Origin of the sequence: Psychrobacillus sp. FSL K6-2365 (genome assembly GCF_038003165.1) — a bacterium.
Taxonomy (GTDB): Bacteria; Bacillota; Bacilli; order Bacillales_A; family Planococcaceae; genus Psychrobacillus; species Psychrobacillus psychrodurans.
In genome coordinates this window covers 2,540,575-2,562,853 of the sequence record NZ_JBBOOO010000001.1, presented here as the reverse complement: position 1 = coordinate 2,562,853, position 22,279 = coordinate 2,540,575, and the positions used below count along the sequence as shown (strand labels likewise).

General features: G+C 36.2%; 22 protein-coding genes. 21 read left to right on the top strand and 1 reads right to left on the bottom strand.

The window, feature by feature from the left end; genetic code table 11:
• Positions 1 to 148: 148 nt before the first annotated feature.
• The 13 genes from rpsU to recO all read left to right on the top strand — a co-directional run bounded on the left by rpsU (position 149) and on the right by recO (position 11,100).
• Positions 149 to 322 (top strand): 30S ribosomal protein S21, encoded by a 174-nt coding sequence (gene rpsU / locus MKY29_RS12695; RefSeq protein WP_016426884.1) that lies wholly within the window; start codon positions 149 to 151, stop codon positions 320 to 322.
• A 260-nt stretch (positions 323 to 582) separates the two neighbouring features.
• Positions 583 to 1,911 carry an NfeD family protein gene (locus MKY29_RS12690; RefSeq protein WP_418939822.1) on the top strand — a complete coding sequence of 443 codons (1,329 nt, stop codon included), beginning with the start codon at positions 583 to 585 and terminating at the stop codon, positions 1,909 to 1,911.
• The gene (gene floA / locus MKY29_RS12685) at positions 1,908 to 2,906 is read left to right on the top strand and encodes a flotillin-like protein FloA (protein ID WP_090563835.1); all 999 of its coding nucleotides are present in this window, start codon (positions 1,908 to 1,910) and stop codon (positions 2,904 to 2,906) included. Before MKY29_RS12690 ends, floA begins: the two co-directional genes overlap by 4 nt.
• A gap of 22 nt (positions 2,907 to 2,928) precedes the next feature.
• A complete protein-coding gene (locus MKY29_RS12680; protein WP_093496118.1) occupies positions 2,929 to 3,357 on the top strand; it encodes a hypothetical protein in 429 nt (142 codons plus the stop codon).
• Positions 3,358 to 3,407: 50 nt separating this feature from the next.
• Positions 3,408 to 3,650, top strand: coding sequence for a hypothetical protein (locus MKY29_RS12675; protein ID WP_090563831.1), 243 nt, complete (start codon positions 3,408 to 3,410; stop codon positions 3,648 to 3,650).
• The gene (locus MKY29_RS12670) at positions 3,647 to 4,753 is read left to right on the top strand and encodes a sporulation protein YqfD (RefSeq protein ID WP_340879978.1); all 1,107 of its coding nucleotides are present in this window, start codon (positions 3,647 to 3,649) and stop codon (positions 4,751 to 4,753) included. The genes MKY29_RS12675 and MKY29_RS12670 overlap by 4 nt, the downstream gene beginning before the upstream one ends.
• Positions 4,750 to 5,703 carry a PhoH family protein gene (locus MKY29_RS12665; protein ID WP_090563828.1) on the top strand — a complete coding sequence of 318 codons (954 nt, stop codon included), beginning with the start codon at positions 4,750 to 4,752 and terminating at the stop codon, positions 5,701 to 5,703. Before MKY29_RS12670 ends, MKY29_RS12665 begins: the two co-directional genes overlap by 4 nt.
• Before the next feature lie 303 nt (positions 5,704 to 6,006).
• Entirely contained in the window at positions 6,007 to 8,109 is a 2,103-nt protein-coding gene (locus MKY29_RS12660) for an HD family phosphohydrolase (protein ID WP_093496116.1), read from the top strand.
• Positions 8,110 to 8,129: 20 nt separating this feature from the next.
• A complete protein-coding gene (gene ybeY, locus MKY29_RS12655) occupies positions 8,130 to 8,615 on the top strand; it encodes an rRNA maturation RNase YbeY (protein ID WP_090563824.1) in 486 nt (161 codons plus the stop codon).
• A complete protein-coding gene (locus tag MKY29_RS12650; RefSeq protein WP_241599991.1) occupies positions 8,602 to 8,967 on the top strand; it encodes a diacylglycerol kinase family protein in 366 nt (121 codons plus the stop codon). The genes ybeY and MKY29_RS12650 overlap by 14 nt, the downstream gene beginning before the upstream one ends.
• A gap of 23 nt (positions 8,968 to 8,990) precedes the next feature.
• Positions 8,991 to 9,389, top strand: a complete 399-nt coding sequence (locus MKY29_RS12645; protein WP_416235970.1) for a cytidine deaminase — start codon at positions 8,991 to 8,993, stop codon at positions 9,387 to 9,389.
• Positions 9,373 to 10,293: a GTPase Era gene (gene era, locus MKY29_RS12640; RefSeq protein WP_090563818.1), complete on the top strand. Its 921-nt coding sequence runs from the start codon at positions 9,373 to 9,375 to the stop codon at positions 10,291 to 10,293. Before MKY29_RS12645 ends, era begins: the two co-directional genes overlap by 17 nt.
• Before the next feature lie 18 nt (positions 10,294 to 10,311).
• Entirely contained in the window at positions 10,312 to 11,100 is a 789-nt protein-coding gene (recO, locus tag MKY29_RS12635) for a DNA repair protein RecO (protein WP_241599993.1), read from the top strand.
• Between the two features lie 1,421 nt (positions 11,101 to 12,521).
• Here the strand turns inward: recO and MKY29_RS12630 are convergent.
• Positions 12,522 to 13,904, bottom strand: a complete 1,383-nt coding sequence (locus tag MKY29_RS12630; protein WP_241599994.1) for a glycine--tRNA ligase — start codon at positions 13,902 to 13,904, stop codon at positions 12,522 to 12,524.
• Positions 13,905 to 14,230: 326 nt separating this feature from the next.
• Here MKY29_RS12630 and MKY29_RS12625 point away from each other — a divergent pair, with 326 nt between their 5' ends.
• From MKY29_RS12625 to MKY29_RS12590, 8 genes are all read left to right on the top strand, one after another.
• Positions 14,231 to 14,869, top strand: coding sequence for a helix-turn-helix transcriptional regulator (locus tag MKY29_RS12625; protein WP_241599995.1), 639 nt, complete (start codon positions 14,231 to 14,233; stop codon positions 14,867 to 14,869).
• A gap of 11 nt (positions 14,870 to 14,880) precedes the next feature.
• Positions 14,881 to 15,690, top strand: a complete 810-nt coding sequence (locus tag MKY29_RS12620) for a pyruvate, water dikinase regulatory protein (RefSeq protein ID WP_093496110.1) — start codon at positions 14,881 to 14,883, stop codon at positions 15,688 to 15,690.
• A gap of 215 nt (positions 15,691 to 15,905) precedes the next feature.
• Entirely contained in the window at positions 15,906 to 17,735 is a 1,830-nt protein-coding gene (gene dnaG / locus MKY29_RS12615; protein ID WP_340879977.1) for a DNA primase, read from the top strand.
• Between the two features lie 28 nt (positions 17,736 to 17,763).
• Positions 17,764 to 18,888, top strand: a complete 1,125-nt coding sequence (gene rpoD / locus MKY29_RS12610; RefSeq protein ID WP_090563807.1) for an RNA polymerase sigma factor RpoD — start codon at positions 17,764 to 17,766, stop codon at positions 18,886 to 18,888.
• Between the two features lie 86 nt (positions 18,889 to 18,974).
• Positions 18,975 to 19,532, top strand: coding sequence for a hypothetical protein (locus MKY29_RS12605; RefSeq protein ID WP_340879976.1), 558 nt, complete (start codon positions 18,975 to 18,977; stop codon positions 19,530 to 19,532).
• A gap of 304 nt (positions 19,533 to 19,836) precedes the next feature.
• Entirely contained in the window at positions 19,837 to 20,976 is a 1,140-nt protein-coding gene (locus MKY29_RS12600; RefSeq protein ID WP_241599998.1) for an acyl-CoA dehydrogenase family protein, read from the top strand.
• A 151-nt stretch (positions 20,977 to 21,127) separates the two neighbouring features.
• Positions 21,128 to 21,499 carry a cytochrome c550 gene (cccA, locus tag MKY29_RS12595; RefSeq protein WP_340879975.1) on the top strand — a complete coding sequence of 124 codons (372 nt, stop codon included), beginning with the start codon at positions 21,128 to 21,130 and terminating at the stop codon, positions 21,497 to 21,499.
• Between the two features lie 89 nt (positions 21,500 to 21,588).
• Positions 21,589 to 22,278 carry a tRNA (adenine(22)-N(1))-methyltransferase gene (locus MKY29_RS12590; RefSeq protein ID WP_090563799.1) on the top strand — a complete coding sequence of 230 codons (690 nt, stop codon included), beginning with the start codon at positions 21,589 to 21,591 and terminating at the stop codon, positions 22,276 to 22,278.
• Position 22,279: the final 1 nt, after the last annotated feature.

The following is a 22,279-nucleotide window of genomic DNA, read 5'->3' as shown; positions in this document are numbered from 1 at the left end:
GTTGAATTAGCCGGAAGTTTTAACATTCAGCTAAATTAAGTTAAATTTATATCAAAGTATTGACCAAGTCTCTTCAATACGGTATAATTTTTTAGTACATAACACTTGGTTATGTACTTGACGTGTGTTCGGAGGGAGGGAAAAAGAGATGTCAAAAACTGTCGTTCGTAAAAACGAATCGCTTGAAGATGCTCTTCGCCGCTTCAAACGTACTGTATCTAAAAGTGGTACAATTCAAGAGGTAAGAAAGCGCGAGTTTTATGAAAAACCAAGCGTAAAGCGTAAAAAGAAATCTGAAGCTGCCCGTAAACGTAAATTCTAATAAATTTAAATTTACAAAGCTTCGAAGCTATGGTTTCTAAAACCTGAGCGGAAACGTAAAAAGAAATCAGAAGCTGCACGTTAACGTAAGTGGTATATTATCCCAACCATCCCTACGTTCAAAACACGTACTTTATGATTAAAATTTACAATTATGTAAACCGAGAAAATTTATTTTCTCGGTTTATTTTTATTTTATGAAACTTTTTGATAACTCCATCGTAAATAGGAGTATACATATAGAAGAAAGGAGGTTAAGTGGTGAAATTTTCTCGTTATGCCATTTCTCTTTGTTTGTTAATCCTATCATTTGGAATGATAATCCCTACTTTTACTGCAAATTCTACAGAAGTTTATAAAATACCTGTGTACAAAGAAGTGGAAAAAGGGTTATATGCATTTCTGAAACGTTCTATCCATGATGCAGAAGAGGCTGGAGCAGAAGCAATTATTTTAGAAATCAATACCCCTGGTGGCTTTGTAGATTCTGCAGAAGATATTGCTAACTTATTGGACTCTACATCCATTCGTACAATTTCATACATTAATTCAGAAGCATTATCTGCAGGAGCATATTTAGCGCTTCATACGGATGAAATTTATATGTCCCCGAGTGGAACAATCGGTGCAGCTGCAGTTATTGACAGTAGTGGAAACACTGCTGATGAAAAGGCGAACAGTGCGTGGAAAGCTAAAATGAAAAATGCTGCTGAGTTAGCAAGAAAAAATCCTTTATTTGCTCAAGCAATGGCAGACGATTCAATTGACTTACCTGAATACAGAGCCCCTATTGGCAAATTATTGACTCTTACTTCAGCAGAGGCTTTAGAGGTAGGATATTCAGAAGGAACTGTTAGTTCATTTGATGAACTACTTAAAGCAACTAACCTTGCTGGAGCAAAAGTGATAGAAACAGAAGAAACCTTTATGGAATCCCTTGCTCGTTTTATAACAAATCCAATCGTAGTACCAATTTTATTATCTATAGCAAGTTTGGGTTTAATCGTCGAGCTTTATTCACCTGGGTTTGGTGTTGCAGGTACAATGGGGCTTATCTCGTTAGTTCTTTTCTTTTTTGGACATTTAGTTGCAGGTCTAGCTGGGTATGAAACAATAATTATTTTTGTTATTGGAGTCTTACTTATTATTGGAGAGTTCTTCCTGCCCGGAGGAATTAGTGGTATATTAGGGGCGGCAGCTATTATTGCTAGTATAATATTAGCTGGTGGCGATATTGAGCAAATGATTATCGCTGTTATTATTGCTTTATCAGTAGCTATAGTGGGAATGGTGATTATTATGAGGTTCTTTGGTAAAGAATTAAAAGTGTTGAATAAAGTGATTTTGTCGGATGCGACAACAACAGAAAAAGGATATGTTTCCAATAAAAATCGAGTGGAACTAGTCGGGAAGGTTGCTGTAACTATGACACCACTTAGACCTGCTGGAACTATACGTATCGATAATGAAAGAATTGATGCAGTTTCAGATGGAAGTTTTATAGGAAAAGACAAACATGTTAAAATTATTAAAGTAGAAGGCTCTCGTATAGTTGTACGAGAAGCAGTAGAAGGGGAGGCAACAGAATGATTACAGGTTCAACAATTACATTAATCGTCGTTATCGTACTTGCATTTATAGTACTGTCAGTATTTTTCACATTTTTCCCAATTACGCTATGGATTTCCGCACTAGCAGCAGGGGTAAAAATTAGTATATTTACATTAGTAGGGATGAGGTTACGTCGAGTTATTCCTTCTCGTATCGTTAATCCGTTGATCAAAGCACATAAAGCAGGACTTGAAGTTGCTATTAACCAATTGGAAAGTCATTACTTGGCTGGTGGTAATGTAGACCGTGTTGTTAACGCATTAATTGCTGCACACCGTGCTAATATCGAACTAACATTTGAAAGAGCAGCAGCAATCGATCTTGCTGGTCGTGACGTTTTAGAAGCGGTTCAGATGTCCGTAAATCCAAAAGTTATTGAAACACCATTCATTGCAGGTGTTGCGATGAATGGGATTGAAGTTAAAGCCAAAGCACGTATTACAGTTCGTGCTAATATTGACCGATTAGTCGGTGGTGCTGGTGAAGAAACAATTGTAGCCCGAGTAGGGGAAGGGATCATTTCAACAATTGGTTCTAGTGTAAGTCATGAACGAGTATTAGAAAATCCAGATTTAATTTCTCAAACAGTTTTAGGTAAAGGATTAGATTCCGGAACTGCATTTGAAATTCTATCGATTGATATTGCGGATGTTGATATCGGTAAAAACATCGGAGCAGAATTACAAACAGAGCAAGCAGAGGCAGATAAGAAAATTGCCCAAGCAAAAGCAGAAGAACGTCGTGCAATGGCTGTAGCATCTGAACAAGAAATGAAAGCAAAAGTTGTAGAGATGCGTTCGAAAGTTGTGGAAGCGGAAGCGGCTGTTCCATTAGCAATGGCTGAAGCACTTCGTGATGGTAATATCGGTGTTATGGATTACATGAATTATAATAATATCAAAGCAGATACTGGTATGAGAGATTCTATTAGTAAGGTCGGCGGAGATAAACCTTCAACCGACGAGCTAAAATAATAGCGGAAAGGAGCCGATCTCCTTGGAAGCTTTCATTCCTTTAATCATCGCAGCGATTTTTAGTCTTTTTTTCAAAAATAATAAAGAATCCGACAAAAAATCTGTTGAAAAACCAGTAAATAGCACACCAATGCGTAAAACTGTTTCAGAAAATCCATTTAAAGAATTGGGTGATTTTGCTAAACAGTTTACGAGTGAAAGACAGCAGGAGATGAAAACTAAGCCTCCTATAGTAAAAGAAGTACCTGTAAAAGTAGAAAAAATGGAGCGGGAAGTTAAACGTGATCAAGGAGTAGCTAGGAGCTCAGGTAGATTAAGTGCACACCAGAAAAATGTACCTGTAACTATACCTACTCCAGTAGTTGACAGTTTAATACCTAGTAGTCAGGACGACTTAATCAAAGGAATAATTTTTTCTGAAATACTTGCCCCACCAAAATCCAAAAGATAACTCATGAACACCCCTTTACATGCATAAATTCATGTAAAGGGGTGTTTTTTGTGAAGCAATTATTTCCACTCCACGCGAGTATTATGGTAGATAGCTTTGATGATATTATATTGGATTATGAATTTTCATTAGTTCGTTTAAAAGAAAACAGTATAGTCTGTACGTATGACCACTTTCTTTTAGAAATTCATGCCGAAAGCTTGCACATAAAATCCATGTCTAGCGATAGGCTGCATCTTCATGTGCACAATCTTCAGTTTTTTAATCTAACTAGGAAGGAAAAAACGGTATGAGGCGACTTATTAAAATACAAGCACCAATTACTACAGACCAATTTACTCTCTATAAAAGTTTAAAGGAACAAAATATCGAAGTGTACCAGCTTCATACAAACGAGAATCATGTAAACTTTTCTATTCAAGCAAAAGATTTGAAAGCATTTCGGAAAGTAAGAAAAAAACTAAAACTCTCGATAAATCTTGAAAATGAACTAAAAGAGAGTACTATCTCTATTTACTCAGCATCAGTAATAGGGGTCTTCTTTTTTTTAATAATCCCAGTATTATTAGCTCAATTTATCTGGTCTATTCAAATTGATTCAGATTCTCCTGAAAGTAATATTTTGTTGACTGAACAATTAAAAGAAATGGGCATTAAAACAAGAATGATTGCATCTAAACTGCCAGAGGAGCAAGAAATACGTCAAAATATATTACTAGAACATAAAGAGTATTCTTGGGTTCATTTTTCAAAATCTGGTTCTACCTTTACAGTGTCTCCGATGCTAGCACCTCCGCAAACAGAAAAAGAGCTTAAGGATGCACCTGCTGTCAATCTAATAGCAAAGAGAAGTGGAGTAATAACAGATTTTACACTAACAAAAGGTGTGCGAGCCGTTGAAAAAAACATTGCTGTGAAAAAAGGAGATGTCCTAGTAAATGGGTTTGTAACCCAAGGGAACAAAAGGATTATTACGAGTGCAGAAGGAAAAGTGTATGCCAACTATTGGATAGAGTTATCATTTGAACTTCCAACACAGGTTGCTGTCATTAATCCGAACTCAACAGAATTGATAATACAAAAAAAAGTGGGCGATAAACAGATGTTTTGGAAGGAAATACAGCTACCTGCTTTTATCCAAAAATACGTTCAGGCAGGCTATGTACAAAAGAAACATCAAATAACCTATTCCCTGACTGAGGAATCCATTGAACATCTCATACGGCCGCTCCTATTTCAAAAAATTATTAAAGAATTACCAACAGGAACACAATTATTAGAGGATAAAGTTTTACAGGTATCAATACAAGATGATAAAGTAAAAGGGAAGATACTTTTACTAATAAATGAAAATATTGCAATACCACATGTTATACCCCAAGGAGACGAAGCATGAGCGAAACTAAACAATTAGATATTAATTTGCAAGATCCAGCCGAAGCGGTAATGCTGCTTGGCATTTCGGATAAAAATGTAAAACTTATTGAAGCGGAGCTAAAAGTTCAACTCATTACAAGAGGTGAACAAATTCAGATTATTGGTGAAGAAAAAAATGTAGAAGACGCTAGACAGCTAATGATACAACTATTAGCAGTAATTCGAAAAGGTATTAATATTAACCTGCGTGATGTTTCTTCTGCAATTGAGATGAGCTTGAATGGTACAATTGAATATTTTTCTAGCTTATACGATGAGGAAATTGCACGAAATACAAAAGGTAAAGCTATTCGAGCTAAAACTATAGGGCAACGAGAGTATATCCAAGGAATAAGACACACTGATCTTACTTTTGGTATTGGACCTGCTGGTACTGGAAAAACGTACTTAGCGGTAGTGATGGCGACACAGGCACTTAAAAATGCACATGTGAAAAAAATCATTTTAACACGTCCAGCAGTCGAGGCGGGAGAAAGCTTAGGTTTTCTACCGGGTGACTTAAAAGAAAAGGTAGACCCATATTTAAGACCGTTATACGATGCGCTACATGATGTATTGGGTACAGAACAGACAGATCGTCTTATGGAACGAGGGACGATTGAAATTGCACCCTTAGCCTATATGCGTGGTCGTACATTAGATGATGCTTTTGTTATTTTAGATGAAGCTCAAAATACCACGAAAGCTCAAATGAAAATGTTCTTAACGCGATTAGGATTTGGTTCTAAAATGGTGATTACTGGTGACAAAACTCAAATTGACTTACCAAAGGGTGCGGAATCAGGTTTAATCGTTACGGAAAAAATATTAAAAAATGTTGCCGGAATTCATTTTCAATATTTAGAGCAAGGAGATGTAGTCCGTCATCCACTAGTTGCAAAAATTATACAAGCATATGAAGAACAATAATAACCGAAATCCAAAAGAAGCAACGGTCTATGTTTAGACAGTTGCTTCTTTGTTGCATTTGGAAATTATAAAATCTTTGGCAATTGGATAACTTTTTACAAGTGGTTCCCTGTCAAGAATCCAGCGACCAGCCCCTCGAATAGCTCTTATGAATAAAGGTTAAAAACGCCTTTATTCCAATTCCTCCAACGATTGTCAGGGCTGAGATAGGCGCTTGCGCTTTTGTTTATTAGGGAAACATTAGTGAATTGTGAAAAAAATAAGGTATAATGGAATAACTAGTTGGTGGGGGGATGAGAATAAATGAAAAATATCCTAAAAAAGTGGAGAGAATGGAGAAATCATAAGTATCTCCCTTTCATCGTCATTATTATTACAGCCATATGCTTGTTTTTTTTGTTAATCGGCAATGTAAAGGAAAGTAAGTATGATTTTGAGTTGTTCCAGCTTTCACCTGATACGATAAGAGCAGTTAAAACCATGGAAGACTCCGTGAAAACAGAGGAAGAACGCAAAAAAACGGAGCAGGAAGTTCCAGCTGTTTACCAATTCCAAGACGAGACCGCTGCTAACCAAGCGGCAATAACAGAGTCTATTTTTGATAGTGTCTTGCATGTAAAAGAAAATGCAAATGCAGAAGATACAACTGCTACTTTAGTAGACAAGCTAAAAAAAGATATGGAAGAATTGGCAGAGAACGCAAGCTATGTACCACTTAATGACGATATGTTAATCATACTTTTAAATCAGAATAATATTATTTTGGACGATTCAAAGACGAAATTATCCGAGCTAGTGGAGTCAACATTAAGTGAACCAATTCGAATGGAAAATGTATCTATTTCAAGAGAGAAAATTGGTCAGCAAATAAATAACAATTTTGTTTATTCCCAGGATTATAAAAATGTACTCTCTAGTATTGCAAAAACCTCCATTGTCGCAACAGAGGTGGTAAATGAGAGTTTAACCGAGGAACGAATAGAACAGGCGAAAGCAAGCGTAGAGCCGACTCGCATACTTCAAGGGCAAATACTCGTTCAAAAGGGTGAAATTATTGATAGAGAGGTCTATCGACAACTTGAGTTGCTGGGTATGTTGACGAATAAAGCATCCTATAGACCATATCTGGGAGTAGTTTTATTTGTTGGACTAACGATGTGGGTGTTATTTGGACAAACAATTATTAGAAAAGAGCAAACTATAAACAACTCGAAGAATTTGATTGTTGTAGCTTTCAGTGTCATTTTATCTGTATTAATGATGAAGGTGATACAGTCTGTCGCATATAATTTTGATGTAATTATAGCATTTTTATTCCCTACAGCGATGGTTGCAATGCTTGTTTATTTATTGGTAAATGAACGTGCAGCTTATATTTCTAATTTTGTGTCTGCTGCATATGCAGGTATCATTTTTCAAGAAGGCTATACAAATGTATTTCAAATGGAAGCCTCGTTATACATATTATTTGGTGGAGTTGCAGGTATTTTTGCGATGCAAAGGATGCATACTAATTCACAAATATTGCGCTCCAGTTTAATTGTTTCTTCTATTAATATTGTGTTTATTTTATTTTATTTATTAATGACGAAGGCTTCCTATGAATTTACAGATATTTTATTTTATGTAGGAGCAGCTATGCTGTCTGGGGTACTATCTGGTGCTATGACAATTGGGATACTACCTTTCTTTGAATCTTTCTTTGGCATATTATCAACTATGAGACTCATTGAATTATCCAATCCTAACCATCCTTTGTTGAAGAAAATATTAACCGAGACACCCGGCACTTATCATCACAGTTTAATGGTGGCCAATTTAGCAGAAGCTGCTTGTGAAGCGATTGGAGCTAATGGATTGCTTGCACGAGTTGGTTGTTATTATCATGATATAGGGAAAACAAATCGACCTGGATTTTTTATCGAAAATCAAGTAAACGGTTATAATCCGCATGATAATTTGTCTCCAGAGGCAAGCAGAGATATTATTATTGCACATGCGGTGGATGGAGCGAAGATTTTGCGGAAACATAAATTACCGACAGAAATTGTAGATGTAGCGGCGCAACATCATGGTACAAGTTTGTTGAAATTCTTTTATTTTAAAGAAAAAGAAACAAATAGTAATGTGAAAGAAGAGGATTACCGTTATCCTGGTCCAAAACCTCAAACAAAAGAAATCGCAATTATTTCTGTAGCCGATAGTGTAGAAGCAGCTGTTCGGTCGATGAAAGAACCAGATGCTGATAAGATTCAAAAATTAATACAGTCTATTATTAAAGATAAATTATTAGATGGGCAATTCAATGAATGCGATCTGTCTTTAAAGGAAATAAAGAAAATGGAAGAGAGTTTTTGTACAACTATGAATGGAACATTTCATTCGCGGATTGAATATCCCAAATAATAATGCAAGGAGCTAATAATATGTTAGAACTAGATTTAATGGATGAGACAAACACAGTATCAGAGGAGACCTTAGCTCTTGTAGGAAAGGTATTGCAGTCAGCAGGTGAACAACTTTCTGTTAAAGAAGGCAGTGAGGTTAGTGTAACATTTGTAACGAATGATGCTATCCAAGAAATTAATAAAACTTATCGAAACAAAGATGTGGCAACCGATGTAATCTCCTTTGCAATGGAAGAAATGGGAGAAGGAGAAATAGAAATTATGAATGCAGATATTCCGACGATGTTAGGAGATATTATCATTTCAGTACAACGTGCAACGGAACAAGCGGAATCCTATATGCATTCTTTTGAGCGGGAGTTATGCTTCTTAGCAGTTCATGGTTTTCTACATTTATTAGGGTATGATCATGAAACGGAAGAACAAGAAAAAGAGATGTTTGGTTTACAAGAATCTATTCTACAAGCTTTTGGGTTGAAACGTGAAGGCCATGAACTTTCGTAAATTTTTTCGTTCCTTTATATATGCTGCAAATGGAATTTGCCATGTTTTAAAAAGTGAACAAAATTTTCGATTTCATTTATTTGCAGCAATAGTTGTTACGATAGTTGGAATGTTGACAGGTTTATCGCAAATAGAATGGATAATCATTGTTCTATCGATTTTTGGTATGTTCATGATAGAATTAGTAAATGCGTCCATAGAACGTATCGTCGATTTGGTAACTCCGGAATTACACCCGTTAGCTAAACAGGCTAAAGATTTAGCAGCGGGAGCATGTTTAATATATGCTATTTGTACTGTAATTGTTGGTTTAATCATATTTATCCCGAAATGGTCGGGTATCATATTATAGAGGTGAGTCATTTGAATAAAGAAATGTTACTAGAAGCATCCATTACAGCAAGAGAGAAAGCGTATGTCCCATATTCGAAATTTCCAGTAGGGGCAGCACTTTTAACAAAAGACGGCGAAGTGATTCTTGGCTGCAATATTGAAAATGCATCATTTGGGTTAACGAATTGTGCAGAGCGCACTGCAATTTTTAAGGCAGTGTCAGAAGGGAAAAAAGAGTTCACTGCAATTGCTGTTTCAGGCGATACAGAAGGACCTATTTCTCCTTGTGGTGCTTGTAGACAAGTATTAGTGGAGTTTTGTGATAAGGATATGCCTGTTTATTTAACAAATTTAAAGGGAAATGTATTAGAAACAACGGTTGCAGAATTATTGCCTGGGGCCTTTACAACGGAGGATATGGATTATGCTGCAAAACAATGAGAATTATAAATCAGGATTTATATCGATAATAGGTCGACCAAATGTAGGGAAGTCTACATTTTTGAATCGAGTAATAGGACAAAAAATTGCTATTATGAGCGATAAACCTCAAACTACTCGTAACAAAGTACAAGGTGTTCTAACTTTGGAAAATAGTCAAATGATTTTCATCGATACACCTGGGATTCATATACCCAAACATAAGCTTGGGGACTTTATGCTTAAAGTTGCTAAAAATACACTACGTGAAGTAGATGTAATTATGTTCATGGTAAACGCAGTGGAACCAAGAGGGAAGATTGATGAGTACATCATGGAAATGCTTGAAAAAAATGAAACACCGGTATTTCTAGTAATTAATAAAATTGACCAAGTTCATCCCGAAAAATTAGTCGATATTATTGAATCCTATACAAAGAAGTATGACTTCGCAGAAATCCTTCCAATTTCTGCTTTACAAGGTAATAACGTTGATAAATTACTTGAAACAATTCAGTCGTATTTACCACAGGGACCACAGTACTATCCTGCCGATCAGGTAACGGATCACCCGGAAAGATTTATTATATCTGAGCTAATTCGTGAAAAGGTTTTACATTTGACGAGGGAAGAAATTCCACATTCGATAGCAGTTGTAATAGATAAAATTAAAAAAGAAGAAGATACGGAAAAAGATATGATTCGTGTTTCTGCAACAATCGTAGTGGAAAGAGATTCCCAAAAAGGTATAGTCATCGGTAAAAAAGGTGCCTTACTCAAAGAGGTAGGGACAAGAGCACGTAAAGATATCGAAATGCTTTTAGGAACAAATGTATACTTAGAGCTATGGGTAAAGGTACAAAAAGATTGGCGAAATAAATCAGCTCATTTGAAAGATTATGGTTTTAGAGACGACGAGTATTAAAGAAAGAAGGTGAGGCAATTGCTACAAAAAGTAGAGGGTATTGTCTTACGAGCTTCTTCTTATGGAGAATCTAATAAAATCGTTACCATTTTTTCACGTGAATTGGGGAAGCGAGCAGCTATGGCTCGGGGGGCAAAAAAACCAACTAGCCGTTTAGCTTCTATCTCTCAGCCTTTTACGTATGGCTATTTTTTGATACAGCAAGGAAGAGGAATGGGGACTTTGCAGCAAGGTGAAATTATTGACTCTATGAGATCTGTTCGAGAAGATATATTTGCTACTGCATACGCAAGTTTTATAATGGAATTAGTGGACAAATTAATTGATGATGAAGCACCTAAGCCACAGCTATTTGAAATTTTACAACAGGCATTACATGCTATATCAGAAGAATATGATCCAGAGGCAATTAGTTTATTTGTGGAATGGAAGCTTCTTCCGACAGCAGGTATTTATCCAACACTTCATCAATGTACCAATTGCGGAGCAACAGATGGAGAATTTGCTTTTTCTTTTTCACAAATAGGATTTCTTTGCCATCGATGTTTTTCGATTGACCCTTATATTATCAGACTCTCTCCTTCTCAAGTGAAGCTTATTCGGACCTTTTATACAGTTCCTATTGATCAAGTAGGTAAGCTGACACTCAAAAAAGAGACAAAAGGCTTTATTAAAAAAATTGTCCGAACGATTTATAGTGAACAAGTCGGAATACGATTAAAGTCGCAACACTTTTTAGATCAAATGGAGAAAACCCCAGAGTTTTTCACACCGCGTAAAGAAGATCCAAGTTCCGAAGAAGACTAATTCTTTGGACTTGGATTTTTTTGTTGTACTAAAAATGCAATATGGTGTCTCAGAGGAGAATTGACACTAAGATTTCCGTTTCACGCGGACGCTTTCCGCGGGCGAGGCCGAGCCTCCTCGTTCGCACGCTCCCTGTGGGGTCTCGACTTTCTCGCTGTTCCAGCTGGAGTCGCCGCGTTACACTTCCATCAATAGACGAGTAAATTTAAACTTTAAGATTTATCGAGATAATTATTAAAGGGATGATGATTGCAGAAGGTATTTTAAGTGATAGTAATACTGTGATTTCCGTTTCACGCGGACGCTTTCCGCGGGCGAGGCCGAGCCTCCTCGTTCGCTACGCTCTCTGTGGGGTCTCGACTTTCTCGCTGTTCCCGCTGGAGTCGCCGCGTTACACTTCCATCAATAGACGAGTAAATTTAAACTTTAAGATTTATCGAGATAATTATTAAAGGGATGATGATTGCAGAAGGTATTTTTAAGTGATAGTAATACTAAGATTTCCGTTTCACGCGGACGCTTTCCGCGGGCGAGGCCGAGCCTCCTCGTTCGCACGCTCCCTGTGGGGTCTCGACTTTCTCGCTGTTCCAGCTGGAGTCGCCGCGTTACACTTCCATCAATAGACGAGTAAATTTAAACTTTAAGATTTATCGAGATAATTATTAAAGGGATGATGATTGCAGAAGGTATTTTAAGTGATAGTAATACTGTGATTTCCGTTTCACGCGGACGCTTTCCGCGGGCGAGGCCGAGCCTCCTCGTTCGCTACGCTCTCTGTGGGGTCTCGACTTTCTCGCTGTTCCCGCTGGAGTCGCCGCGTTACATTACAATCAATAGGCGAGTTAATCTTAACTTTAAGATAGAGCAAAGTAAGTGTTTTAAGTACTATGAAATAAATCAAAAGTTATGCAACACAAAATAGATGAATAAATCATAGCTTAAGCAGCAGCAAACAGACGTGTAGAAGGCATCTCTTAATTGACAGTTACTTGCTTTGAATCGGTAGATACTTGCGTTCATGTGGATTTTACTTGCGCTGCCAAACAGGTTACTTGCGATTATTAGTTAGTTAGTTGCGCTTAGAGATGATTTACTTGCGGAATGGAAAACTTGACCATTAATTTTAAAGGTTTTATATATTTCAAATGCATTATCGTGTCATTTTAGAATCTGATTTCTGAATTACCACTGATAGCTAGGATGTGAGCTTTCCAAGCCGCATGAGCGCGAAGAATGAGACTTCAAAAAGGATGAAGGAGCGTCAGCGACCATCCTTGAGGGCTCATGCGTAGTGTGCAGCAGCATCTACATGTATTCATTACTCGTTTTTAAATTGGCAAAGCAAAACGCAAGAATATTGTTCAAGGGGCGAACAACATTCTTGCGTTTATTTTTAACAATCACTCAATAGTGACTTAATATCAAAATTGCAAATGATTTTCGATGTATTCTTTTACATCTGCAATTGGCATTCTAGTTTGTTCCATCGAATCACGGTGACGTACAGTAACTTGGCCATCTGTTTCTGAATCGAAATCATATGTGATGCAGAAAGGAGTACCGATTTCATCTTGTCGACGGTAACGTTTACCAATAGATTGGGATTCATCATACTCCACCATGAAGTGCTTGCTTAAATCTGAAAACAAAGAAGTTGCTCCTTCAGACAATTTTTTAGAAAGTGGTAAAATTGCTGCTTTAACTGGTGCTAATGCAGGGTGGAAGCGTAATACAGTACGTACATCGCCACCTTCTAATTCTTCCTCATCAAATGCTTCACAAAGGAATGCTAATGTTACACGGTCAGCTCCTAGAGAAGGTTCGATACAATACGGTACATAACGTTCGTTTGTTACTGGGTCAATATAATTGAAATCTTCTCCAGAATGCTCCATATGCTGTTTTAAATCAAAATCAGTTCTATCTGCAATACCCCACAGCTCACCCCAACCGAATGGGAATTTATATTCGATATCTGTTGTTGCGTTAGAGTAATGAGAAAGTTCATCTTCTGAATGGTCACGTAAACGAATTGTATCCTCAGACACACCTAAGTTTAATAACCATTCTTTACAATAATTACGCCAGAATTCAAACCATTCCATATCTTCGCCGGGCTTGCAGAAGAATTCTAGTTCCATTTGTTCGAACTCTCTTGTACGGAATGTGAAATTTCCTGGTGTAATTTCGTTACGGAAACTTTTACCTACCTGTGCAATACCGAAAGGCATTTTTTTGCGCATAGAGCGTTGAACGTTTTTATAATTTACGAAAATACCTTGTGCAGTCTCAGGGCGTAAGAAGATTTCATTTGTAGAAGCTTCAGTTACACCTTGGAACGTTTTGAACATTAAGTTGAATTGGCGAATCTCTGTGTAATCAAAAGCACCACATGACGGACAAACAACATTGTGCTCTTTCATGATTTCTTCCATCTTCTCAAATGAAAGGCCGTCTATTACCATTTCAATACCTTTTTTGTCTAGTGCATCTTCAATGATTTTATCTACTCGATGACGAGATTTACATTTCTTACAGTCAATCATTGGATCATTAAAGTTACCTATATGACCAGATGCAACCCAAGTTTTAGGATTCATCAAAATAGCTGCATCTAAACCTACGTTATAAGGTGATTCTTGAACAAATTTTTTCCACCAAGCTTTTTTGACGTTATTTTTTAGTTCCACACCAAGGGGGCCGTAATCCCATGTATTAGCTAAACCACCATAAATTTCAGATCCAGGAAATACAAAACCTCTTTGTTTTGCTAAACTAACTACGTTTTCCATTGTAATTGTCATTTGATAACCTCCATTAAATTTTGTCACTTTATCCCGGAACACAAAAAAACTCGTCTCCGGGCAATAAGTGCCCGGGGACGAGTTATTAACCCGCGGTTCCACCCCGATTGATTGTTAAAAAACAATCCTCTTTAAAAGCATAAGCTCCAAGCTGCCGTTTTCCTACAATGTGGGCTTTCACTGACCCCACTCGCTTAGGATGTAGTACTTATAATGCTCTTCAACGCTTTATCATTTGTTGCTATTGTATCATGAGCAACTTTACTTCGCAATAACCTAGAAAGTAGTATATAATTATTTAGTATTAAGTATAACACTTTGAGGCGGTGAGTCCAATCGAACTCAACAAACGGCAAAATGAAATTTTGGACATAGTAAAAGGAAACGGTCCTATCACTGGCGAACAAATTGCGGAGAGACTGAAATTAACTAGATCCACGCTACGTCCAGATCTAGCTATATTAACGATGGCAGGCTTTTTAGATGCTCGTCCACGTGTGGGGTACTTTTATTCTGGCAAAAAAACAAGCCAAGCAATATCAGATAATATAGCACAAATGACAGTGAAAGATTTTCAATCAATTCCAGTAGTTGTTGATGAAAGTATGACGGTATATGATGCTATATGTCATATGTTTTTAGAGGATGTTGGGTCATTATTTGTCCTTGATAAAAATTCGTTGCTTTCAGGAGTTCTTTCAAGAAAAGACTTTTTGCGAACAAGTATTGGCAACCAAGATTTAAACAAAATTCCAGTACATATGATTATGACAAGGATGCCTAACATAACGTATTGTTTGAAAGAGGATACACTTATTGAAGTGGCCAAAAAATTAATGAGTCGACAAATTGATTCCCTACCTGTTGTAAAAGAAGGGAAAAATGGGTTAGAAGTGATTGGTAGAATTACAAAGACTAATATTACTCGAGCCTTTTTATCATTAGCCGATGACCATGATCTATAAGGAGTGAAACGATGAAAATGCTAAACCTGTTTATAGTCTCGGATTCTATAGGAGAAACGGGCGAACTAGTAGCAAAAGCGGCAATAAGTCAATTTAGACCTGGTCTACAGCATACTAAATTTAAGAGATTTACTCATATTGATTCTTTAGACCATATTAAAGAAATTACAGAACTTGCTAAAGAGCAAGGTGCTATAATCTTGTATACACTTGTACAAACAAAAATGCGTCAAGCATTAATAGAATACTGTAATTTATATAATTTAGAGTCTGTCGATTTAATAGGACCGGTTATTAATCTATTTGAAAAAGAATTAGATGAAAAACCTTTTGAAGAACCTGGTTTAGTAAGAAAGTTAGATGAAGACTATTTTAAAAAAATTGAAGCAATAGAATTTGCAGTAAAATATGACGATGGAAGAGATCCAAGAGGGTTACTTCAAGCGGATATAGTACTTATAGGGGTATCTAGAACTTCTAAAACTCCATTATCACAGTATTTGGCGAACAAAAGATTCAAAGTAGCAAACGTTCCACTTGTACCAGAAGTAGACCCACCGGAGCAACTTTTCCAAGTTGATCCAGCAAAATGTGTAGGATTAGTCATTACTCCAGAAAAACTAAATTCTATTAGAAAAGAAAGATTGAAAGCAATTGGTTTAAATGATGATGCAAGTTATGCTAAAATAGAAAGAATCAATGAAGAAATTGATCACTTTGAGAAAATCGCTAAAAAAATTGGTTGTATTGTAATTGATGTGACGAACAGAGCGGTGGAAGAGACTGCTAATGTAGTAATTAATCACATACAACAAAAATAATTTGGAAGATTTTAAACCGATTCACGATAGTGAAAAGGTTTTTTCTATTGTCTATCGAATAGATAATAATAGATTATTAGTTTAAAATGTTTTATAATAGTTATTTGTGGAAAATAATTATTATAAAATTATTTATATGATTTTTTTGTCGATTCTTGCAGGATTTTTCTTTCATTTAACGAATTATTAAAGTAGCAAGTAAAGATGGTGAAAAAGTGTCGGGTCGTATAGAAGAAGAGGTAATCGAACAAGTTAGAAATAACAATGATATTGTCGACGTCATAAGCGAATATGTTCAACTAACCAAAAGAGGTCGAAACTATTTTGGTTTATGTCCTTTTCATGGTGAACAGACACCATCTTTTTCAGTAACACATGAAAAGCAAATTTTTCATTGCTTTGGTTGTGGAGCTGGTGGAAATGTAATTACATTTTTAATGGATATTGAAAATCTTTCTTTTCAAGATGCTGTTAGTAAACTTGGTAGTCGAATTGGATTGACTATTGAAGAGAGTTCTTCTGGGGATACAGAGTCGAAAGCACCTGTTTCAAAAGAGGTTTCCATGATGAGAAAAGCTCATGAGTTTGCTAGTGACTATTTCCATCATTTACTGCTTCATACCGAGGAAGGAGAAAATGCATTACATTACCTCGAAGAAAGAGGGTTTTCTAAGGAGATTATCGAAAAGTATAAGATAGGGTGGTCCCTTCCTAAATGGGATGCTTTAACTACGTTACTTGAACGTAAAGGTATGGATTTACAAGAAATTGAGAAAACTGGTCTCATTATCCGAAAAGAAAATGAATTAAAGTATTTCGATCGGTTTCGAGGAAGAATTATGTTTCCGGTATTTGATGAAACCGGGTATGTTATTGCCTTTTCTGGTAGAATACTGGAAAAGAACGAAAATGAGGCCAAGTACCTAAATAGTCCAGAATCGCCTATATTCCAAAAGAGCCATGTACTTTATAATTTAGACAAAGCAAGATTAGATATTCGGAAACAACGTAATGTAATTGTTTTTGAAGGTTTTCTCGATGTTATTGCTGCATCTAAGGCAGGTATTGGCAATGGAATTGCAACTATGGGTACAGCATTGACGTCAACTCATATAACCAAACTAAATAGACTCACTTCAAATGTCACGCTTTGTTTTGATGGTGATCGTGCAGGTATGGAAGCAGCTAAAAAGGCTTCTACTGCTTTACAAGCCCATCAAATACAAACGGAGATTGCAATTATTCCAGATGCTATGGATCCCGATGATTACATTAAAAATTATGGGGAAGAAGCATTTCGAACAAAGATTATTGAAAAGCCACATTCATATTTATCATTTATGATGATTGTTTCAAAGAGAGATAAAAATTTTAACAATGAAAATGATACTTTACAGTATATCCAAGAAATATTGGAAATACTGAGTGATAGAAGTTCATCAGTTGAACGTGATTTGTATATTCGTCAGCTTTCACAAGAAACTAATGTATCAGAAGAAGCTATTTACCAACATTTACGTAAAATTCAAGGAAAGCAAGCAAAACAATCTAAGCAGGAATCATCCCTTCCTTTAACAATTAAACCGGAAATGACGAAGATAAAGAAAGCAATATCTGCAGACGAAAGAGCAGAGCGAATATTACTTTCCCATATGCTTCACAATCCTAGTGTAATTGATATTGCAAGAAGGAATTTGGATGATCAATGTTTTATCAGAGATGCTTATGAAGTGGTGTTTGTTCGATTAACTGGATTTTACGAAGAGTATCCAGATGGTGATTTTCAACGTTTTTTAGAAGTATTAAATGATGCACAGTTAAGAAAAATAGTAATGGAAGCAGCGCTCTCAGAACGTGATCCAGAGCATGAAACAGAGGAAGTCATGGACTGTTTGCGCCATATACGAAAATACCGGATTGAACTACGTATTTCACGTAAGTTACATGAAGCAAAAGAAGCAGAAAAAATGAGTGATATTTCCAAGGCATTGGAACTGGCCCAAGAAGCTATTCAGTTGAAAAAGTCTTTGGAAACTTTAGAGTAACTATCCGGTAGTAAAAGGAGGAATTCTTATGGCGGACAAGTCCGAACGTACAAAAGAAACAGATATTGAATTATCATTAGAAGAGGCAAAAAAACAATTAATCGAATTAGGTAAAAAAAATGGTGAGTTAACATATCATGATATTGCAGAAAAATTAGCTCATTTTGAACTTGAATCTGATCAAATCGAAGAGTTCATTGATAATCTTGAAGGTAGAAATATTGAGCTTAGTCGTAAAGATGGTGATGAAGAAGATTTGGATCGCTTAATGAAAGGTAAAGAAGAAACCTTTGATTTAAATGATTTAAGTGTTCCACCTGGCGTCAAGATCAATGACCCTGTTCGTATGTACTTAAAGGAAATAGGGAGAGTAGACTTACTAAAAGCTTCTGAAGAGGTTGCTCTAGCAGAACGTATTGAGCAAGGCGATGAAGAAGCTAGAAAACGTTTAGCTGAAGCAAACCTGCGATTAGTTGTAAGTATTGCAAAACGTTATGTTGGGCGTGGTATGCTATTTTTAGACCTTATTCAAGAAGGTAATATGGGGCTTATCAAAGCTGTAGAGAAATTTGATCATCGTAAAGGGTTTAAATTTAGTACTTACGCTACATGGTGGATACGTCAAGCAATAACACGTGCAATTGCTGACCAAGCTAGAACAATTCGTATTCCTGTGCATATGGTAGAAACTATAAATAAGTTAATTCGTGTTCAACGTCAATTATTGCAAGATTTAGGTCGTGAACCTTCTCCTGAAGAAATTGGGGAAGAAATGGACTTGCCTGCAGAAAAAGTACGTGAAATATTGAAAATTGCCCAAGAACCGGTTTCTTTAGAAACACCTATTGGTGAAGAGGATGATTCTCATTTAGGTGATTTTATTGAAGATGCAGATGCGCAGTCTCCTTCTGACCACGCTGCTTATGAGCTTCTTAAAGAACAATTGGAAGATGTCTTGGATACACTAACAGACAGAGAAGAAAATGTATTACGCCTGCGTTTCGGTCTGGATGATGGTCGTACGAGAACACTTGAAGAGGTTGGAAAAGTATTTGGAGTTACGCGTGAGCGTATTCGTCAGATAGAGGCAAAAGCATTACGAAAACTGCGTCACCCTTCTAGAAGTAAACGTCTTAAAGACTTTTTAGAATAGAATGGAAGACATCCACTATGGGTGTCTTTTTCTAAGTTCTATGAATCTTACAATACTGGTTTTACCAGATGAAAAGAGGACTAGATATGTCGCTGCAACGTAAGCAAATTATAATGAATGAAATTTCATTTTGGAAAAAAAACAAGTTATTACCCGAGCATTATTGTGATTTTCTTCTCGCTTTATACGCCCAAGGTGAAAATAATGGGGACGAACAAACGGAGAATGCCTCTAAGGCAGTATTAGCTAAAAAACAAAAAACTAAAGTAATCTTGTATACTATAGTCGGTTTATTAACCGCAATATTATTAGCTTCCTTGTTTGTTGCTTCAACCGCAATCTTTATACCCATTATTCTTGTTGCAATTGCTATTCTTTCTTTTTTATACATAGCTATTAAACTAGTAAAAAATAAATCAGTGATGGCACCGCTCCTGTTTGTATTTTCTGCTTTATTATTATTAGCATTATCTTTTAAAGTATGGGATATTTACTTTGGAGATAACCCATTATTATTAATTGGTTTAATATTTGGTAATTGTTTGTTATGGCTATTCTCTGGATTACTGATGAAGTTAATATATTTTAGTATTTCTGGTATTTTAGGGATTTTATTAATTATTGGTTATTTTATATTCAGCTAATTACTATTACATATAACGATAGAATACCAACAATCATTCACTAAAAGTGAATGATTGTTGGTATTTTTTATAGAGTAGAAAGTATATAGTCTAGTGCCTTGAACTCAACGAGCTACGAATTTTGAAGAATAAAATCTCTAATAGTACTGTGAATTTCCGTTTCATGTAGACGCGTTTCCAGTTGGCGCACTTAGCCTTTGTCTTAAAGTTGCTTGTGCTTTACTAATAATAAATCTTTGAATTTCTAATATTTTTAGTATAATAGTAATTGTAAGCGTTTTTATTTACAAAGGGGATGGAAGAAATGAATTTTGATTTAACTCAGGAACATAACATGATCCGTAAAACAATTCGTGAGTTTTCGGATGAAGTTGTTGCACCAGGAGCAATTGAGCGCGATAAAACGAAAGCGTTCCCAAAAGAAATCTTTAAACAGTTAGCCGACATGGGGATGATGGGCTTACCGTTTTCAGAAGAGTATGGTGGAGCAGGAGCAGATACAGTTAGTTTTGCAATAGTTACAGAAGAATTGAGTAGAGCATGTGCTTCCACAGGAATTACCTATTCTGCACATATATCTCTTGGCGGTGCTCCACTTAACCTATTTGGTACAGAAGAACAAAAACAAAAATACTTGGTTCCAGTATGTACAGGAGAATCATTCGGTGCCTTTGGTTTAACCGAGCCTAACGCAGGGTCAGATGCAGGTGGTACGCAGACAACTGCAAAAGTTGATGGGAATGATTTTGTTATTAATGGAAACAAAGCTTTTATAACGAATGCTAGCTATGCAAAACACTTAGCGTTAACAGCAATTACGGATGTGAAGGATGGAAAAAAAGAAATTTCTGCGATTATTGTTCCTACGGATTCAGAAGGTTTCTCTATTATTGATAACTACGAGAAAATGGGTTTGAATGCATCTAACACAACTGAGCTAGTATTAGAAAATGTACGTGTGCCTCAGGAAAACTTGTTAGGTGAGAAAGGAAATGGATTCAAACAATTCCTTGTAACGCTTGACGGTGGTCGAATTGGTATAGGAGCAATGGCAGTAGGGATTGCGCAAGCTGCTTTTGACAGAGCTCTCCGTTATTCTAAAGAGCGCAAACAGTTTGGAAAGACACTTTCCGAGTTCCAGGTAACACAATTTAAATTGGCAGATATGGCAATGAAAATTGAGCTTGCACGCACAATGGTACACAAAGCAGCATGGTTGAAAGATCAGGGACGGCCATTTGGAAAAGAAGCGTCTATGTGTAAACTATATGCATCTGAAATTGCAATGGAAGTAGCAGATCAAGCTATTCAAATACATGGTGGTTATGGGTATATGAAAGAGTATGAAGTAGAAAGATATATGCGAGATGCTAAATTACTTGAAATTGGTGAAGGAACTTCCGAAGTACAGAGAATGGTAATAGCTCGACATATTGGTTGCTAAATGTAGAAAAAACACGAAAAATTATGTCCAAATTGTCACAATGTAAGAAAACTTATCCCATAAGACTTTTCGTTTTAACTAGAATGCAGTACAATGTAAATGTTGACTAATTCTATATTAGAAAAGATTGTATTAAAAGGGAGGGTTAACTATGCAAAGAAATCCAATAATTCCATTTATCTTAATTATGGCTTTTGGTATTGGTTTAATTTTCTTCTTGTCTATGGATGGCGTAGGTAACAAAGAAGAAATGGCTGCAACTGAAGAACATGGAGAAGGAACAGAAGGCGGAGAAGATGCGTCAGCTGGAGAATTCGATCCGGAAGCTCTTGCTCAAGGTAAATGTATCGGTTGTCACGGTAATAGTTATGAAGGTGGCATGGGCCCATCATTAGTTGGAACTTCATTATCTGAAGACGAAATTAAAGATGTATTAGCAAATGGTAAAGGTGCAATGCCAGCTGATTTAGTGCCTGAAGAAAATCTAGACGCTATGGCGGCATGGATAACATCGTTAGAATAGTAATACAATAAGAAGGCCTTCGATTTCGTAAAAGAATCGAGGTCTTTTTTCTTTTTTGCTATAATAGTTAATGAAGAGGTGTTGAAATAATGAATGCAAAAAAATTATCGGAAAGACTGAAAACAGTTGCTTCCTTTGTCAAAGAAAATACTATTTTAGCGGATATCGGTAGTGATCACGCATACTTGCCATGTTTTTTAGTACATGAAGGTGTTATAACGAAAGCTATTGCTGGAGAGGTTGTAAAAGGTCCATTCGAATCTGCGAAAAAACAAGTAATAAGTGAAGGCTTACAAAATAATATTGATGTCCGTTTCGGTAACGGGTTAGAGGTATTCTCGGATGTAGACAATGTTCAGACAGTTACTATAGCTGGAATGGGTGGTCCACTTATAGCCTCAATCCTAGAATCAGGGAAAGACAAGCTTTCTAAGGTGGATACTCTAATATTACAACCAAATATACATGCCAAAGCAATACGAGAATGGGCTATTCAAGAACAATGGAAAATAGAACAGGAAGTAATTCTGGAAGAACACGATAAAATTTATGAGATTCTTGTGTTAAAAAAAGGAATTATGAAGTTATCAGAAAAGGAGTTGCTAGTTGGTCCAATTCTAAGTAAAGAAAAATCTCCTATCTATCAAAAGAAGTGGAACAATGAATTAAATGAATGGCTACGAATAGTGAATGAGTTAAACAAAATACCAGGAACTGAGGTACATCAAAAGAAAGAAGAACTAGAATACAAAATTGCCTTAGTGAAGGAGACTTTATAAA